The 17499-nt window shown below is 32.9% G+C and carries 22 protein-coding genes and 1 tRNA gene; 21 read left to right on the forward strand and 2 right to left on the reverse strand.

Features of this window, described 5'->3' with window-relative positions; genetic code table 11:
• Window positions 1–44: 44 nt before the first annotated feature.
• A complete protein-coding gene (locus BCELL_RS10350) occupies window positions 45–563 on the forward strand; it encodes a YfiT family bacillithiol transferase (protein WP_013488669.1) in 519 nt (172 codons plus the stop codon).
• 328 nt (window positions 564–891) lie between these two features.
• Window positions 892–1785: a cation diffusion facilitator family transporter gene (locus BCELL_RS10355; RefSeq protein WP_013488670.1), complete on the forward strand. Its 894-nt coding sequence runs from the start codon at window positions 892–894 to the stop codon at window positions 1783–1785.
• A 188-nt stretch (window positions 1786–1973) separates the two neighbouring features.
• Here BCELL_RS10355 and nhaC read toward each other — a convergent pair whose 3' ends face one another.
• Entirely contained in the window at window positions 1974–3350 is a 1377-nt protein-coding gene (nhaC, locus tag BCELL_RS10360; RefSeq protein WP_013488671.1) for a Na+/H+ antiporter NhaC, read from the reverse strand.
• Window positions 3351–3745: 395 nt separating this feature from the next.
• On the opposite strand from nhaC, the gene BCELL_RS10365 reads away from it, so the two are divergent.
• The gene (locus tag BCELL_RS10365; protein WP_013488672.1) at window positions 3746–4288 is read left to right on the forward strand and encodes a hypothetical protein; all 543 of its coding nucleotides are present in this window, start codon (window positions 3746–3748) and stop codon (window positions 4286–4288) included.
• Window positions 4289–4585: 297 nt separating this feature from the next.
• Here BCELL_RS10365 and BCELL_RS22545 read toward each other — a convergent pair.
• Window positions 4586–4666: transfer RNA gene (locus BCELL_RS22545), tRNA-Sec, on the reverse strand.
• A gap of 223 nt (window positions 4667–4889) precedes the next feature.
• Between BCELL_RS22545 and BCELL_RS22550 the strand changes: the two genes are divergently transcribed.
• From BCELL_RS22550 to BCELL_RS10445, 18 genes are all read left to right on the forward strand, one after another.
• The gene (locus BCELL_RS22550) at window positions 4890–5036 is read left to right on the forward strand and encodes a hypothetical protein (RefSeq protein ID WP_013488673.1); all 147 of its coding nucleotides are present in this window, start codon (window positions 4890–4892) and stop codon (window positions 5034–5036) included.
• Between the two features lie 476 nt (window positions 5037–5512).
• Window positions 5513–6328 (forward strand): hypothetical protein, encoded by an 816-nt coding sequence (locus BCELL_RS10370; RefSeq protein WP_013488674.1) that lies wholly within the window; start codon window positions 5513–5515, stop codon window positions 6326–6328.
• A gap of 14 nt (window positions 6329–6342) precedes the next feature.
• A complete protein-coding gene (locus BCELL_RS10375) occupies window positions 6343–6528 on the forward strand; it encodes a hypothetical protein (protein ID WP_013488675.1) in 186 nt (61 codons plus the stop codon).
• A 288-nt stretch (window positions 6529–6816) separates the two neighbouring features.
• Window positions 6817–8334: a hypothetical protein gene (locus BCELL_RS10380; RefSeq protein ID WP_013488676.1), complete on the forward strand. Its 1518-nt coding sequence runs from the start codon at window positions 6817–6819 to the stop codon at window positions 8332–8334.
• A gap of 108 nt (window positions 8335–8442) precedes the next feature.
• Window positions 8443–9552 carry a hypothetical protein gene (locus BCELL_RS10385; RefSeq protein WP_013488677.1) on the forward strand — a complete coding sequence of 370 codons (1110 nt, stop codon included), beginning with the start codon at window positions 8443–8445 and terminating at the stop codon, window positions 9550–9552.
• 166 nt (window positions 9553–9718) lie between these two features.
• Entirely contained in the window at window positions 9719–9880 is a 162-nt protein-coding gene (locus BCELL_RS10390; RefSeq protein ID WP_157184189.1) for a helix-turn-helix transcriptional regulator, read from the forward strand.
• A gap of 212 nt (window positions 9881–10092) precedes the next feature.
• Window positions 10093–10686: an HNH endonuclease gene (locus tag BCELL_RS10395; protein ID WP_013488678.1), complete on the forward strand. Its 594-nt coding sequence runs from the start codon at window positions 10093–10095 to the stop codon at window positions 10684–10686.
• On the forward strand, window positions 10686–10970 hold the full coding sequence (locus tag BCELL_RS10400) for a hypothetical protein (RefSeq protein ID WP_013488679.1): 285 nt from the start codon (window positions 10686–10688) through the stop codon (window positions 10968–10970). The genes BCELL_RS10395 and BCELL_RS10400 overlap by 1 nt, the downstream gene beginning before the upstream one ends.
• Before the next feature lie 278 nt (window positions 10971–11248).
• On the forward strand, window positions 11249–11971 hold the full coding sequence (locus BCELL_RS21595; RefSeq protein ID WP_013488680.1) for a type II toxin-antitoxin system PemK/MazF family toxin: 723 nt from the start codon (window positions 11249–11251) through the stop codon (window positions 11969–11971).
• 281 nt (window positions 11972–12252) lie between these two features.
• Window positions 12253–12495, forward strand: coding sequence for a hypothetical protein (locus BCELL_RS10410; protein ID WP_013488681.1), 243 nt, complete (start codon window positions 12253–12255; stop codon window positions 12493–12495).
• 139 nt (window positions 12496–12634) lie between these two features.
• The gene (locus tag BCELL_RS10415; protein WP_013488682.1) at window positions 12635–12877 is read left to right on the forward strand and encodes a hypothetical protein; all 243 of its coding nucleotides are present in this window, start codon (window positions 12635–12637) and stop codon (window positions 12875–12877) included.
• Window positions 12878–12965: 88 nt separating this feature from the next.
• The gene (locus tag BCELL_RS10420) at window positions 12966–13478 is read left to right on the forward strand and encodes a hypothetical protein (protein WP_013488683.1); all 513 of its coding nucleotides are present in this window, start codon (window positions 12966–12968) and stop codon (window positions 13476–13478) included.
• Window positions 13479–13533: 55 nt separating this feature from the next.
• Window positions 13534–13689, forward strand: coding sequence for a hypothetical protein (locus BCELL_RS22555; protein ID WP_013488684.1), 156 nt, complete (start codon window positions 13534–13536; stop codon window positions 13687–13689).
• Window positions 13690–13701: 12 nt separating this feature from the next.
• Window positions 13702–14091: a hypothetical protein gene (locus BCELL_RS10425; RefSeq protein ID WP_013488685.1), complete on the forward strand. Its 390-nt coding sequence runs from the start codon at window positions 13702–13704 to the stop codon at window positions 14089–14091.
• Window positions 14092–14247: 156 nt separating this feature from the next.
• Window positions 14248–14514, forward strand: coding sequence for a hypothetical protein (locus BCELL_RS10430; protein ID WP_013488687.1), 267 nt, complete (start codon window positions 14248–14250; stop codon window positions 14512–14514).
• A 99-nt stretch (window positions 14515–14613) separates the two neighbouring features.
• Window positions 14614–14772, forward strand: coding sequence for a hypothetical protein (locus BCELL_RS22560; RefSeq protein ID WP_013488689.1), 159 nt, complete (start codon window positions 14614–14616; stop codon window positions 14770–14772).
• Window positions 14773–15307: 535 nt separating this feature from the next.
• Window positions 15308–15775, forward strand: coding sequence for a phage terminase small subunit P27 family (locus BCELL_RS10440; RefSeq protein WP_013488691.1), 468 nt, complete (start codon window positions 15308–15310; stop codon window positions 15773–15775).
• Window positions 15772–17499 carry a terminase large subunit gene (locus BCELL_RS10445; RefSeq protein ID WP_013488692.1) on the forward strand — a complete coding sequence of 576 codons (1728 nt, stop codon included), beginning with the start codon at window positions 15772–15774 and terminating at the stop codon, window positions 17497–17499. The genes BCELL_RS10440 and BCELL_RS10445 overlap by 4 nt, the downstream gene beginning before the upstream one ends.

Consider the following 17499-nt stretch of genomic DNA (forward strand, 5'->3'; position numbering starts at 1 on the left):
GTAAAATTGAAAAAATACTAGGAAAGTGATAGGGGGAATAGTTCATGGATATGAAATATCCAATTGGAATGTTTCAATTTGATGGTGAGATTACTAACTGCGTAACAAGAGATTGGATAATTGAGATTGAAGAATTACCAAGCTTATTACGAAATGCTGTAAAAGACTTTGACGATGAACAACTTGACACACCTTATCGTCCAGAAGGATGGACTGTTCGGCAAGTAATACATCACTTAGCAGATAGTCATTTGAACGCATACGTTCGCTTTAAATTAGCTCTTACGGAAGAAGAACCAATAATTAAGCCTTATGATGAAGCGAAGTGGGCGGAACTTTCTGATTATAAAATACCAATTGATATATCTCTATCACTGCTCGAAGCCTTGCATAAACGCTGGACAATGCATTTGCAAGATCTAAGCGCGTCTGATTTGAAAAAAACATTTATTCATCCAGATTCTGGTGTAGTTTCAGTAGGTGAAAATATAGGAATTTACGCTTGGCACGGGCGACATCATCTTGCACATATTACTTCTTTGCGTAAGCGTAAGGGGTGGTAACAAATTTCGTGAAAGATTATACTTTAAGTACTTCCTTTATTTCTACAAGTATTCATAACAATATTGTAAAAATGGCTTGGTTCATATTGAACTGAGCCATTTTATTTATGCTTTTTATAGATACAAATTTGGTTGCAATTATAGGCGAGAATTTATCTGCATTTTTGACTTGTGCAAAACAATTATTCTGGGCAAAAATAGTTTACTAATGTTATACAACTTGTTATCTTACAAAAACGTTGCTGTAGACCCACATGGTGTACGTTTGCTAGGATTAAATAGCATTGAGATTAATACATAATGTAAATTGGCTGAAGAGGTGAAATAAATGGTTAATCGCTTTAAACAAGCTGAGGTTGCCACGTGGATAGGGATACTAGTTAATGGCTTACTAGCTATAATAAAAGGAATTATCGGTTGGATATCAGGTAGTCGTGCACTCATTGCAGACGCTGCTCATTCTGCTTCAGATGTAGCGGGGTCAATCGCAGTTTTAGCAGGATTAAGGACAGCGCAAAAACCACCCGATAAAGAACATCCATATGGTCACGGAAAAGCGGAAAATGTGGCGACAATCGTTGTTGCAACCATATTAATTGTCGTTGGGATTGAAATACTCTTTTCCTCGATGAAAGTATTTATAGGTGAAGTGCCAGGAGCACCTAAAGAAATAGCAATCGTTGCTATTCTATTTTCGATAATAGTAAAGGAACTGTTATATCAATATAAAAATAGATTAGCAAAAAAAATTAATAGTTCAGCATTACAAGCAGAGGCCTGGCATCATCGGTCAGATGCTCTTTCGTCGATAGCTGCTTTGATTGGAGTTTTGTCGGCTTTAATAGGACAGCACTTAGGTTATCCGATATTACTTTATTTTGACCCACTAGCTGGTGTTATCGTTTCCGTATTAGTAATTAAGATAGGATTTTCTTTAGCGAAGGAATCAAGTTTAATTATGATGGAACAAATTCTCGATGATGAAAGTACAAAGCCTTTTTTTAATACTGCGTTGGCGATAGAAGGGGTAAAAAGAGTGGATGAATTGTTTGCTCGAACACATGGACACTATATTGTTGTTGATATTAAAGTGAGTGTAGACCCTCACATTAGTGTAGAAGAGGGACATTTTATTTCAAAAGAAGTAAAAAAATTATTATTAGATAACCATCAAGATATTAAGAAAGTGTTGGTACATATTAACCCGTATCGAACTGTATAAAATGAGCATGAAAAAAAGTTTACTAGAAGAATGATTCATTGTTGCATATAGTGACAAAGTACTACATCTCTACATAGAATAGAAAATCGCTCAATTAGTTTTTGTGTAGCATAACTTAAACTAATTAGAGCGATTATCCGTATTTATATTTGTAATAAAAGATTTCTAATTTCTTAATCTAGATTTGTTTAAAGTCTATCATTGTTACTTTTCGAAAAGCTTACACCAGTAAATCCATAAATAATAATGATGACAGGACAAAGTATACAGAAAAATACAAATGGTAAGTAAGAAAGAACAGGCACACCTAAAACACTAGACATAAACACACCACTAACTCCGTATGGAATTAAGGGGTTGATAACGGTTCCTCCAGACTCTAGTACCTTTGATAGCTGCTTCCCAGAATGACCCATCTCTTTGAAACGCTTCGCGTAAGCTTCTCCTGTCAAAATGACCGACATATATTGTTCACCAAGACTAACATTAATTCCGATACCAGTCAAAACGGTAGAAAGAACAAGTCTTCCAGTGGACTTAACCGCACTTTGAATTAGTTCAATTAACCGTTCAATCACTTGAAGAACTGATAATAACCCTCCCATACTTAATGTTAATAACAGTAACGAAACAGCCCACATCATGCTTTGAATGCCACCGCGATCTAGTATGTTTGCTAACTCTTCATTTGCTGCACCCGAATTGTATCCATTTTGAATTAGCGTCATCCATTCTGCTATCGCGATATCTCCACGTAAAATAACGGATGTTACTAATCCTACTACTATACCGAAAACCATCGTTGGAATTGCTGATTTTTTTAAGATCGCCATAACGATAATACATACAGCCGGCAAAAGAGCAATAGGATGAACGATCGCTGTTTCATGTAAGGAAGTAAGCATATCTTCCATTCTTTCTGGTTGAATAGATGTATTCGTACGTCCAACAACGACAAAAAGGATAAGTGAGATTACAAAAGCTGGAACACCAACCCACAACATATGGCGGATATGATCAAATAGATCAGATTTTGCAACAGACGAAGCTAAGTTTGTTGTATCTGATAATGGTGACATTTTATCTCCAACTAAAGCACCCGAGATGACAGCACCAGCTACCATCGGCAACGGAACTCCTAATATGCCACCGACCGCGATAAAAGCAACACCGATAGTAGATACTGTCGTGAATGCACTTCCAATCGATAATCCAACAATAGCTGTTGAAATAAAAATACTAGGTAAGAAAAATTCCGTGGAAACAATCTGTAAACTATACGCAATTAACGTCGGTATCGTGCCTGATTCCATCCAAACAGCAATAAGCACGCCGATTAACATGAATATCATGATTGGTACAATACCAGACTTAACACCTTTCACTATACCGTCTTCTAAAGAAGTCCACGGTATACGTTTCAACAAACCATACCCTATAATAAAAACGATAACGATAAATATCGGTACATGTGGGTGCGCCTCATAATGTATTAAAGACACGCCAATTATAGTTAAAATCATTACAACAATGAGAAGCGCTTCCCATCCTCTTAATTCCTTCATTTCTCTCTCTCCTTTATGAGAATACGTGATACATCTATCTACCGACCTACTAAAACGCTTAAACGCTTTTGTGTATTAAAGTTATATTGGTATATTAAACTATATAGATATATAGAATTGTAGTCAATAAAATTTTTGAACCATTCTTTAGTGATATGTAGTGCTAACCTTTAGCTTAGCTAGGGGTTTTACTAGAAATAGCTCTGGTGAAAAAGGGGCAATAGTAATCTCAGTTTTAAGTAATGTACAAAATCAAGCTTGTTATTATCAAATATTTGCATTTATTTCGTCACCGTTTGCCTATTTACATAAGTACAAGTTGATTCGTTTGTGCACCTGCATAATATGATTATGGAAAATAGCCTACAGGTTAATACCTAATAAAGGGAGGGGTTATGGTGTATCCAAACCATCAAAATGAAATGGAAATTGATAATAGGCAATCATACCATGATCAAGTAAATAATGGCATGTGGGAAGGAACTTATGATCAAAGGCAGTTTCAGCCTATTGGCTTAGGGCCGATTGTAGGAGGATTAAGTGGAATTTTTGGACTACCTGGGGGGAGACCACCTTTTGGTCCACCATCTGCAGATCCAGGACTACCACCTTCAGGGCCAGTATTTGGTCCACCACTAGGTTTTGGTCCGGGACAACCACCACAAGGGGGACCGCCAAGTAGTCCACCACCATCATTTATACCATCATCGCAGCAACAAGGTGGATTTGGTGAAATAGGTGTTATGGCAGTGGATCCAGGTGGGATACGTCGTTGTTTGTATCGTTATACGTATATATGGTTAAACAATAGACAACAGTTTTGGTTCTATCCAGTATTTGTAGGACGAAACTCTATCGCGGGCTATCGTTGGACTGGATTTTTCTGGTCATACTTTGGAGTAGATTTAAGACAGATAGCATCATTTCAATGCTACTAATTCATTGTACGAAAATCCTTCAGTGACCATACACTGAAGGATTTTCAAGTTTTCAAAGAGAGTGATTGTAGGGTTTCCCTTGTTGGTTAATCGTGTTTAATGAAGTTAGGTAACTACTAAAGTAGACATTAAATATTCATCATATTTAGATCTCTTTACGTTGGTGTACATAATAAAACCTCCCAAAATTGAATTTTGGAAGGTAATGAGCGCCATTTCCTGTTGTATTAATTAGCACTAATTTTCAACTAGTTATTTGCCTTTAAGAGATTATGTAAAAATGAGTATTTCTTTGTTTGGCGGGACCGTGTGGGAATCGAACCCACCGAGCTTGGCACGCAAGCCCCTGAAGGTTTTGAAGACCTCGGCAAACACCCCAGGTTTAAAAACCCACTCATATCAAGGGTTTATAGGGTTGTCCCAATGGACTTATTAAAAATTACCCTATGGTTTAGCTACCTATTGACTAGTATTATAAGTCCTTATTCGTTAACTATCAACAAAAAACTAGATTTCATTTCATTTTGATAGATTTTTTTACTCTTTTTGGAAATGAGTTGGAGTATAATTAGCTTATATTAATATAGGGGAGAGGGTAAAAATGAACCAAAAAATAGGACAGGCCTATGAGGATAAAATTAAACAAATGGATGATAAAGACTTAGCAGCATTAAAAAAGGAAAAAATTTTAGAAGGAACAGACTTAGACACACAAGATCAATACGAAGCATTTTTAAAAGGGGAATAGGATTGTAAATAAATTCCACTAAACTATTAGTAAAATAAACTATACAATTATAACGAGGGCAAAAGGGATGTAATTTAATCATGATAAATCTAGCCATTGGGGCGCAGTGGCTAAAATAAAAAAGGATACTGTTCTGCCCTCAGCAGTATCTAAAACTAAATAAATTTCCACTTTTATTGGGTTTTTTAAACATCAAAATAAACAGCAAATAAACATTGACCAATTTCGACCAATGTGGTATGATTATTAATATACCTATTTTTATGCAATCTTAAAAAACCTATCAACTAGATTTATAGGATAATATTATTATTGTCCTCTTAATTTAACTAAATTATACATGGAAGGAGGATAGTTGTAAAGGGTTATTTATAAAAAAAATTAAAAAGAATTTTAAAGTGGAAAAAAATTTTTTGAAATTGAAGTAGTTACTGTAATAGCGTTATCAAGGTAACTACCATGAAGGAGGGAAGTAAATGTATTGCGTTATTCAAAAAATAAAAAATAAAAAGCCGAACGATTATGGGGCGCCAAAAGAGCTGATGGTAGACAATCTTACATATTCTTTTGATGGGTTAACTGTTACAAAATGGGGATATAAATTTTCGCAGGAGAAGTTTGAAAGACCAGTACTTGATGCTTATAAGATCAGTATCCATAAGTCATACCGTAAAAATGGGAAGGTTAAAAAGAAACAATGGTCAATATGTACAATGAGTTACTATGACCTTCTAGAATACTCACTTTATGATTGTATGCCTTTTAGTATTAAAGATAAGGCAGAGGATATGGGCATATCAGAAGATGATATTTATGATATGGTTTACGAAAAATTAGATCCGATAGTAGAACAAGTGACGAAAGAATTTGAACAAACAGAAGAATACAAAACAAAAAAGCGGCATGAAGAGATATTACAAAAGTATAGAGGAATCAAAAAGGAATTTGAACAGAAGTACGGTGCAGATTCATATGATTTATGCTATGACATATTCGGTGTTCTGAGAGATAAAAACACATTGGATGCTTTGGAGATGCAATATATCAATAGAGAATATGAAAAAAAGAAATCAGAACAAAGTAGTTACTACGACAATTTCAATAGTAACTACAAACATAATACAAGTGGTTACTTTAACTTCAGCACTAGTAGTAACTACACGTTAGAGGAAAAGAAGAAGTTGAAAAAGATATTTAGGTTAGCGTCAAAAAATTTTCATCCAGATGTTGTTGGAGATAGTGGAGAAATGCAAAAGTTCCTAAACAAACTCAAAGAAGACTGGGGAATCTAAAGGGAGGTGAGAGGATGAATAAAAACGATTTTCTGTTTTGTTACGACAAAAGGTTAGCTGATTTTATTCGATTACATAATATTGAACCAATTACAATTGCTAAAAATCCTAAAACTGAAGCAACTTTCTCCATGTTCGTACAATCAGAATGTTTGTCGAAAATAATCCAACAATTCAAAGCTCATAAACAGGGGTGTTAAATTCATTCCTAAATAGAGTGAAAATAACACTAGTGTCAAAATTATTCCGAATAGGGGAGAAATTAACACTAGGGGGTGTCATAAAAATTCCAAATTGGAATGAAAATGACACTGGTGGGGTGTTATAGATATTCCAAATCGGGGAGAAAATTGCACAGTAATACATAGAATACATGAATACAGATAAAACATACTATACATACAAGCGTAAAGGTAAGTGAGTAGTGGTTTGATTTATTTTTTGTTTTTTAAATTTAAACTTTAATCTAAACAATAGGAGGATAAAATGTGTTAACTAAAAACTTTACATCTAAACAATATGTTCCAGTATTTAATTGCTTTTTTAATGAAGATAGTAAATTCAATTTAAATGAATGTGAGTTGTTCTTGTATTCATCCATTTACACTCAGAGGATGTACGATGATTCGGTTAGGGTAAATGCAGATTTATTAAATCAATTTATCCATGTTCGATATTACAAGTATGATAAGGATAATATCAAAAAAGTTAAGGAAACATTAGAATCCTTGATCAATAAGCAAGTATTAATTTTACATAATGAAGTAAAAGAAATCAAAAATAATACCATGTTAGAGGTTGGCCTTAACATTAACGAATTATCCAATGATGGAATGGATGAAAAAAAGGAAGGTATGAGAAATTATTCTTCTATTACATATGAACAGTTTTTAAAGGTTACTAGTATTAGAGATTACTATATTTATTGTGTTGCTGCTAGGTGGAGAAAAGGTTTTATTTGTTCTTATGCAAGGTGGGGAGAAATCCTTAGTGTTAATGAGCGTTCTGCCAAAAGGATAATAAAAGATGCTGTGACCAGGGGAATCATTTACAAAAATACTGGTGATTACAAGGATAGTAAGGTAGATGGACGTGAACAGAAAAAACAGGATGAAAATGTTTATCGTATATTACCATTTACAAGTGATGAGAAAACGAAGGAGCAAAAGAAGGTTGAGCATAAAGTAACTACAGACGAACACATTCAAGAGAAAGTAAATGAAGCTGCTATTGATTCGATTGGAAGTGATGAGGATTTTAATGAGGAAATGCAAGATGTAATTGAAAGGTTTAAGACTTATAAGGTTGATGGTGAAAATTATTTCCCTACTGACTTTGAATGGTACTACTATGTTGAAGCTAAATACGCTATTCAAAAGAAAACAGCCACAAAGCAACAAAGAGAACTGTTTGAAGTAGGAGAAAAAAGGAAAAACGCTCTATACAAAAATGAAAAATCACAATACCATACTAAAAAGTTGATTGATGAAGCGAGAGATCAGTTTGAACATAATTTTAAAAAAGAATTAGTTAGAAATGCTACAAATGCAGTTTTATTGAAATCTGATGAAATTGTTGCAGTTAATGCCAATAACATTGATCAGATAAATGTAGAAGACGTTAAATCAATTTTTTACTCTAACGGTAAGGGTAATCATTTGAATTGCCAAAAGTCTTTAGAAAGCTTTCAATTGATGAACATGAAGAATGAGTACATAGACAATCCTAAAGTTGTAATGGGTGTGTGGGGTAGTTATAAACAATACGTTAGAGATGGTATTTCATTAGACTTTAACAAAGTAAATTACCAAATAAAAGATAACGTGATTAAGGAAATTTATCCTAATTTTACGGATGAAGCGAAGGGATTTAGTAATAAAATTAAAGAGGCTCAAAGGAAGCGTGATTTAAATAAACAAAAAGAAGAAGAAAGTAAAGTTCCTGTTGGTGAAATACTAGATGATGCAGATTTACTAAATCAAATGTATGGCCCAGATGATTTTTAGAAGTCGTGTTTTACGACAACAGAGGTTCAAGATGCAACTCTGTTGGGATAGTCAATAAAGAATTGTTAATGAGATTTAGTCTTTAAAATAAAAAAGAGGAGTGGTTGAATGGAACAAACGTTTAAAAATTTAAAGGATTATATTGTAGCTTATAAGAATGGTGATGAATTTGTATTAGATCAATTAATTGGCAAAAGATTTGTAAAAGAAAAAAACAACCAGGGTAAATATGACAGTATACGTTATTTAAAATTTAATGATAACAAGTTAAATCATTTATATAACAACATTTTAAACGAGTTTAGGGCAATTGATCCAAAAATTTTAGATGAATACATATTGAATGTGGTTTATAAAATGATTGAGTCCACCGACATAACAAAAACTCCAGCTCAAATTGTAACGTATTTTGAAAAGAATTTTAGGTTGCGAGTAATGGATGAAATTAATAATGCCAATGAAAAAGTTGATACTGTTAGAGAGCGAAAAGGTCAATGTCTAGAAGATGATGCGGAAATATCACATTATGATGACTTCCAATTTGATGTGTGGAAAAAGAATGAATCTAGTCAGTATCAAGATTTTATTGATCATGTTGGTGGTATAGAAAAGCTTTTAACAAAAACACAATATAAGATTTATGCACTAAAACATGACCAATTACTAACTCAGGGAAAGATTGCAGATGACTTGGGAATGTCACAAGAAAATATTAGTAAACAGTTTACACGAATCAGTAATATTATCAAAAAGGAATGGATTGCATTTAAAATTATAAATGCTTTAAAAGGTAATAACGAGACATATAGCACAATACTAAAATACCTTGAGATGATTGATAACATAACTGATTATACATATAGCGATTATCAAGTTGATAATACTTTTGATTTTTACACATATACCATAAACTTTTTGAAGAAACACTATAAGGAAAAATACGATAACGACCAAAACTATACATATGGAGACTTTAAGGAGATGCAAAGTAACAAAGAAGACATATCCGATACCATAATAGACATACTGTTTGACAACTTAAATCAAAAGTCATCTAATATACTACTGGACGAAATGAAAGGTGTTAAACGATTTTTAAGGCAGCGAGAAAAAGATGCTTTTGTCAACCAGGTTAATAAAGCTTTAAGACAACATGTAGACTATGTAAAAGAGAATATTAATACATATTGTGTTACAGTATCAAAAATTGGTCAATAATATTAAGTTATAGGTTATAAATGGAGTGACTTATATTATGTAGGAGGGTAAATCTCTCCTACTCTCATTCCTCTTTAGATCGTCACTAGTTGGCGGTCTTTTTTATTGGGATGATAGTAATAAACAATAACCTTAAAAGGTGGTGGTGAAAGGTAGGGATAGAAAGATGAATAAACTGTATGAATATCGAGTGTTGAGACGGCTTTCACAGAAAAGTGTCTCGAAGGAGCTAGGGATTAGTCAGCCATTTTTGAGCATGTTGGAAACTGGTGCTAAAAAGCCTTCAAGAGAAATGTTCGATAAGATTGAGAAATTAATAAAAGGTTAAGCCCTTTTAATATAGAACAGATAAAGATCCATGGTGAGAGGCTTGGATAATGATGTGAGAGATATTAGTCGCTTATTAAGTTGAAGACGATTATCTGCTCACACTTTTTATTTTTAGTTGTAAAAGTAATTAAATACATACTTATCCAGAATGAATTATAACACCAAATATTATAGGATGCAAGTTTTTAAAAAAATGAGAGGAATGAGATTATGATTTCAAAAGAAATATTAGATAATACAGCTCCATTGCCTGAGTTTGATCAGCATTACAGAGTAGACCTAGAAAAAGGGCGTATTTACAGTTTAGTTACTAAAAGATGGCTAGGGGAAAAAGCACAAGGGATTAGGAAAAATGAGTATAAAATGACTACTCTTAAGCGAAATGACGGATATAATATTAGAATGTATGTTCACGAAGTGGTTTATTCAGCTGGTTCACAACAAACAAAAAGTGAATGGAGAGAAAAATCATTTACTACTGATAAAGATGGTAAATTAATTCCCTTCCCATTAACTGTAAATCATAAAAACAGGAATAAGCACGATAACGCATATTCTAATTTAATTTTATGTCCACATAAGCAGCAATTTACACCAGATGTAATTGAGGATATAGTGAGTAAGCGAAAACGATTGACTAAAGATGAAGTCATAATGATCCGTCAAGAGTTTTTAGAATGGGAAGGAACTAAGACAGATTTTTGCCTAATGATGAAAGACATTGTTGGTGTTTCTTTTAATACAATCGAATCTATTATAAATTATAAATCACATAAGAATGTAAAGTTAGAAGGTGATGAGTAATGGAATACATATTGCAACGCAAGAGTGTTGATTGTTGGTATGATGTGATCACTACGAGCGATGAAACTGAAATACATAACAAAGTAAGACAATTAATGGATACTGGATATAGTCATAAGTCAATAAGATTAATTGCTGAAGTACCGATGGAAATACATAGAGATATTACGGTTAATATTGATGGATTAGCTACTGATTGGGAAGTAACTAATCATAAATCACGGGATGGATTAAAGTGTCCTGAGTGTGATGGGCCTGTAATGCAGGAGTCTGTTAAAAGATAATACATAATAACAACCTATTAGCGTGACGGTCAGTTAAGTAGTTTCAAAAAACATTACATATTGTACTTTTGAGTCACTTGCCCTCGATAAGTGACTCCGATATTATTTCGGAGTCTATAATTGTTACACGGCTCATTCCTCATTCATTCTTGGGTGGGGAATCGAGCCCACAATACATCTTAATACACATCCACAAATTATACTAATTTTTTACATCTTTCCTACTAATCTACCATCAATTGTTGTATAATTTTGGTAGATTGGAGGTGAGAGAATAAATGGTATATATTAATACAAATAGTCAGGAAGCAACTAATGCTACCACAATAAAAATTCTGAATCAGCTTCATAAGTCAGTAATGATGAAAGATAAAGATACTACTCGAAAATTACTATTTTGGTTAAACACATGGAGCACAGACTATCTGAGAAATGAAAATAATTTTAATTATCAAGAGCTACTTTCTTATAAAAGGGGAATGGTTGTCAAAGCTGACTTTGGATTTAAAGTTGGAAGCGAACAAGGTGGTTTACATTATGCACTAATAATTGAAAATGAGAATTCTAAATCGAATAAGACAGTTACAGTAATACCTCTTGGATCATTGCCTGATAATAAAACTCCAGAAGACATCGATCAAAAATATGAAGTGTTTTTAGGATATTCTTTATTTAAAGAAGATATACAAAAAAGCCAATCGACTTTAAGCAAAAAGACATCTTTAATAAGAAAATTGAGTGATGAGGGTAAAAATACAGATAAGGTTCAAAAAGATATTGATAAACTAAGCAAGAAAATTAAGGATTATCAAAAAGGGACAGTAGCAATTCTTAGTCAAATATGTGCTTTAAGTAAAATTAGAATTCATACCCCTAAAGATTCTGGAGATGAGTTGTATAATTTTAGATTAGATAATAAATACTTAGATGAAATTGATAATAAACTATTAGAACTTTATACTAATAAAGAATCTATAGTAAAATCATTGACATCCAAGTAAATAAGTATTAATATTAAGTTAACTAAAAACTATCCCCTTGCGGGCTCCGATAAAATTATCGGACAAATATACTAATCCCTTTACGGGCGACCTAAAATATTATAGGTCTAAATTGATCAAGACCTCTCATTAACTTGTGAGGTCTTTTTCGTTGTGGAATGAGAAAACACCTATCACTTGGAAAGGTGTTTGTTTTGTGTTATAGACAAAAATTAACAATTTATTCACCTTATCTTGTCCTAACTACTGTATAATTATGGTAGTGGGAGGAGGTGGATGAAATGGAAGAGTATTTAATTACTTATCACTTTGAAAATGGTAAAACTATTGGAGAATTTGTATCTGACGAAGACAAAGAAAGAGTTATGTACGGAGTTCCAGACAGTGGTTGGAGAGAATTTGAGTATGAAGGTGTTCTTTATAAGGTTAATTTAGATCAAGTTGCGTATGTGTCTGTTAGTGTAAAACCAGTAAGAAGAAAAGCTACAGCAACAAGTATAAGAAAATCAGATTTAGGACTTTAAGCATTCCATTTTGGAGTGCTTTTTTCTTTTGTTTGAAGGGATAGGTAAACCACCAGAAAATCGTCACAAATTGTCTACATATTAGAATAAATTTCCATCTAAAAATGATGTATTTTAAAATTAGATGGGAGTGGATTAAATGACTAATGACAATTTATTGGATTTTGAAGAGGTTTTTGAGTATAAGAAAATAGAAAATGCAAGAAAACAATTACCGGAAGCTGAGCGAGAATTTTATCAGTATTTCCTTCAGGCAAACATAGATTTTGCAGTATTTCCATTTGAGAGAGTTGCAGAACGTTATGGGTTATCAGTTGAAGAAGTAAGAGATAAGGTAATCGAAATTGAAAAGAAGATCAACGACATTGCTGCTCAATTATGAGTGGCTTTTTTGTTTGTCAAAAAAAGACAATTTACAAGAACGAATGTTCGTGATATGCTTGTTTCATAATATGGAAGGAGTTGGTATTATGGAACAAAAATTAGTGTTGGAAAACTTTACTATTCAACCGTACGCTTTAAAGGAAGATGAAGACGATGTATTGATTCTGTTGGTGAAATTTAAATTATCAGCAACAGAATTCTCCGAATTCAGAGAGTTTGAAAAAAATATACATTTTGGTGATAATAAGTATTTTAATGTTGTTTATAATACTGATAATTATGCTATGAGGTTTGGGACAGTTGGTTATTCTGTACATGAAGAACTTTATAAGGTTTATGCTGTTTTGGTGCAGAAAGAATATGATGAAAGTGAGTATCGACAAAGGAAACGACATTTACATGAAGTAAAAACAATAAATGAAGAAATTTGTATTTCTAACTTAAAAATAATTAATGAAAGATTATTATCATTACTTCATGAAAAAGAAGTATTAACTAAAGATGAAATAAATACTATTTCTAATATTTCCGATGAAGACAACTATATTGATCGTTTAGATATGTATAAGGTCAATGATATTGATGATTATAGATTTTAATTGATTGCACCTTGGTAGGGTGCTTTTTCTTTTGTCTAAATTTAGGAGTGAATATATGAAATCTAAGCTAGAAAGAGAATTAGAACTAAAAATAAACTTTTTAAACAGTTTAATAGAGATTGAAAAAAGTGGTTTAGGTAGTCCAGGAATCCGAGAGGAAATAAGAAATCAATGGATTGATGTTTCAGTAAACTTAAAATATTTTAATTAGAGGGGTGAGTTAATGAAGCAGAATTATAGAGATATTGACATGGATTTATTTGTTCCTTTATTTAATGATCTTCGAAAAATGAGCAAATTAGGATTAAATAAAGAAGATATTGAATTACTTATTGTTCATTTGGAAAATGTAAATTCACCATTTGAATATATAGAGGAAATTCGCAAAAGAGACCAAACTAAAATAAAGGGATGTGAGGATAAGGGAGAAGTACCTTTTGGATGGACTATATTTACGGTAGAAGAGAAACTACAGTACATTAACAAACTTGAGAAAAATAAAGAAAAACAGTTGAAAAATAAGAAGGAAAGTCTTAAAAAATCATTAAAATGTGCTTTGGACGAACAGAAAGAAATAAATGAATATTTGATGGAATTGTTAGAAAAGGAGTGATGAGTAGTATGCAGATAAAAACTAGCGATAAAGTTCGATATGAATATGCTTTAAGGGAAATAGAAAGGATTATTAATTTTGATGAAGACCCAATACCAAAAGTACAAAAAATTATAATTGATAACCTACCTGAGTATATAGGGAGCAGTGATATTAATGTTTACTACTAAGAGAACCTTACCAGAAAAAATATTGTCATGGTTTTTATTAATTATGATACTTTGCTTATACGTTGCAGTGCCTTGTGGTATTGCTTTTTTAATTGGTTTAATTCCAGGAGTAGCAATTAACTACTTCATTCCAATGGGGATTGGAGTTTTTATTTTTGTGCTTCATCTATTGATATTAGTTTTAGGATACATGAGGACTAAAAAGATGCAAGAGCAATTTGTTAAAGGTATTGATGACCTATGGAACAATTAATTTATGTTGGTGCATTCCTAACATTGTTTATCACGTTACCTATTTTGTTTATTGCAGCAGTTGTTGTTGAACGACAAAAGGAAAAGGAGTGAGATAGCAATGTTGATTACAGTTAGATTGATATTTACTTTAGCACTACTGATTGGTCTCTTAGGTTTAATTGGAAGTCAAGATAATGATGAAGCTAACAGGATGACGGCCATAATAATTGGAGCAATGATTGCATTAGCTATCACATTTATAACGTGGCTCTTTTAAAGTTATGTGGATGCGGCAAGAAGATTGATTTAAGTTTACAGCGATGTGATAAGTGTCAGAAGCAATATGAGGAAAAAAGGAAAGACAGACATAAAGAGTATGATACTAAAAAACGAGACAAGAAACGAGCAGCATTTTACAATAGCAAAGGCTGGAAGTTATTAGTCAAAAAGGTAAAGGATAGAGACAATTATTTGTGTCAGTTGTGTTTGAGTAAGAAGAGGTTTAGTGGAGTGCAGATATGTCACCATATACAAACATTAGAGGAGCATCCATGGTTAGGCTTGGAAGAGTCTAACATTATTTGTGTCGATGCAAAGTGCCATAGATACATCCATGATGAGTACGAAGCTAGTGAGGATAGGAAAGAGAAAATGCAGACTGAGTTACAAAAGTTGGTCGAGGTGTCTAGGAATAGACAGGGGGAGTGGTAGGAGACTTTTTACTTAAATCCTGAAACCGCCTGCCACTATTTTCTCTCGCATAAACTCCCCAAATGAAAACTTTTCACATCATAAAAAAGGAGGTGTAATCAATGAGTGGAAAAAATAGACAACCATTATCAGTAATACAGGGAAAAGGAAGAAAGCACTTAACTAAAAATGAAATTAAAGAACGAGAAGAACAAGAAGCGGCACTTAAAGGAAACACTGACAATATTGTTGCTCCTAGTTATTTAACTAAAAGTCAAAAAGAAGAGTTTGACCAAATTGCAAATGAACTAGTTAGGCTTCAGATATTTAGTAATTTAGACGTGGATGCATTAGCGAGATATATAGACTCTCGTGATCAATACATAAAGATTGTAAGGTTATTAAGGTCAACTAAGCCTAAAGATGATTTTAAAGAATACGCCCAAATACAACGTAGTAAAAATTTACTGTTTAATGAGTGTCGTTCATCTGCCGGTGATCTCGGTCTTACGATTACATCTCGATTAAAGTTAGTTCTCCCGAAAACAGATGATGAAAAACCTAAAAGCAAATGGGAAAAGTTTAAATGATTGTGGATAGAGCCACTCAGTATGCTAGAAATGTAATTGAAGGACGTGAGATTGCAGGAGAACTTGAAAAACTTGCTTGTAAACGACACTTAAACGATTTGGAAAGGCAAGGAACTAAAGAATTTCCTTACATATGGGATGTTGAGCAAGCTAATGAAATACTAGACTTTGCAGAAACATTGACACTTGCAGAAGGTGATGAACCTGCACCACTAAAACTGTATGATTTCCAATGTTTTATGTTTGGTAGCTGGAATGGTTGGCTCACATTGGAAGGACATAGACGTTTTAGAACCAGTTATGTACAATTGGCAAGACAACAAGGTAAATCATTAGGTAATGCTGTACCGTCATTATATTACGGCAATTTTACCACCTATCAGTACCCACAACTATACACAGTTGCCACAAAAGAGCAGCAAGCAAAAATAGTATTGAAAGAGTGTTATAAATTTATCAATGCTGATAAAGAATTAAGTGGTACTAAAGTTGAAAAGGGTTTGTTTACCATTAAGGACTATAAATCTGAAATTGAATGTAACCTCACTAATGGATTAATTAAAGCATTAGGTAGAGATACAGATACAATTGACGGTTTTAGGCCTTATTTTGCGTCTGTAGATGAGTATCACAAGCACAAAACAAACCAGATGTACAAGTTACTTTCTGATGGCACAAAGAAATTAAAATCCTGTCTTGTTTCAGTTATAACCACTGCTGGTTTTGAACTTACTTCACCGTGTAAAGACTTATATGATTATTGTGTAAAGATTCTCCACGGATTAGTGCAAGATGAAACACAATTTGTTTACATAACGCAATTAGATAAGGAAGATGATCCATTTGATGAAAGTGTATGGCCAAAATGCAATAAATTATGGACAGAAGAAACATTAAATAGTTTACGAGCAAATGCACGAAAAGCAAAGGAAATGGGAGGAGAAGAGTTAAGAAACTTCCTAACAAAAGATTTAAATGTTTGGTATCAATTCACAGATGACCAATACATGAACTTGGAGAAATGGAAAGAATGCGAATCTGATAGAACATTAGAAGATATGCGTGGTAAAACGGCTGTTGCGGGATTGGATTTAAGTTCCGGAGGGGATCTTACTTCGTTGAGTCTAGTCTTTCCTTATCTCAATGATTCAGGAGAAAGAAAATACTACGTTTATTCCCATTCATTTATACCTAAAAATCGAGTAGAAGAACATATTAAAACAGATCGTGCACCTTATGATATTTGGATACGAGACAAATTGCTAACCATAACGGAAACATTAGGCGGTGTAAAGACAGATTATAAGTACATAATTTCTCATTTGAAAAAACTAATTGAAGAATACGAGATTGATTTAGAGCTGATTTGTTATGACCCACATAATGCATCGGCTTTTTTATATGACTTAGAACAACTTGGATATGACACTTTATCCATTACACAATCTGCAAAAAGTTTAAATGATGCTACTGTTGATTTTCGTTTAGAAGTGGAAGCGGAAAATGTTGAGTATGACAAAAAGAACAAACTATTAACTTGGTCTGTAGCTAATGCAAAAACGGTTTCAAATTCATTTGGTGAAATCAAAATTAATAAAGATTTGAAAACAAAACGGATTGACTCAGTGGATGCTGTCATAGACGCATGGAAAGAGGCAATGAAACAGGAAACGGATTTGAATCAATACATGGATGACAACTACTTAGAGCGCTTAGGATGGTAA

This window comes from Evansella cellulosilytica DSM 2522, assembly GCF_000177235.2.
In the GTDB taxonomy this organism is placed as follows: Bacteria; Bacillota; Bacilli; order Bacillales; family Salisediminibacteriaceae; genus Evansella; species Evansella cellulosilytica.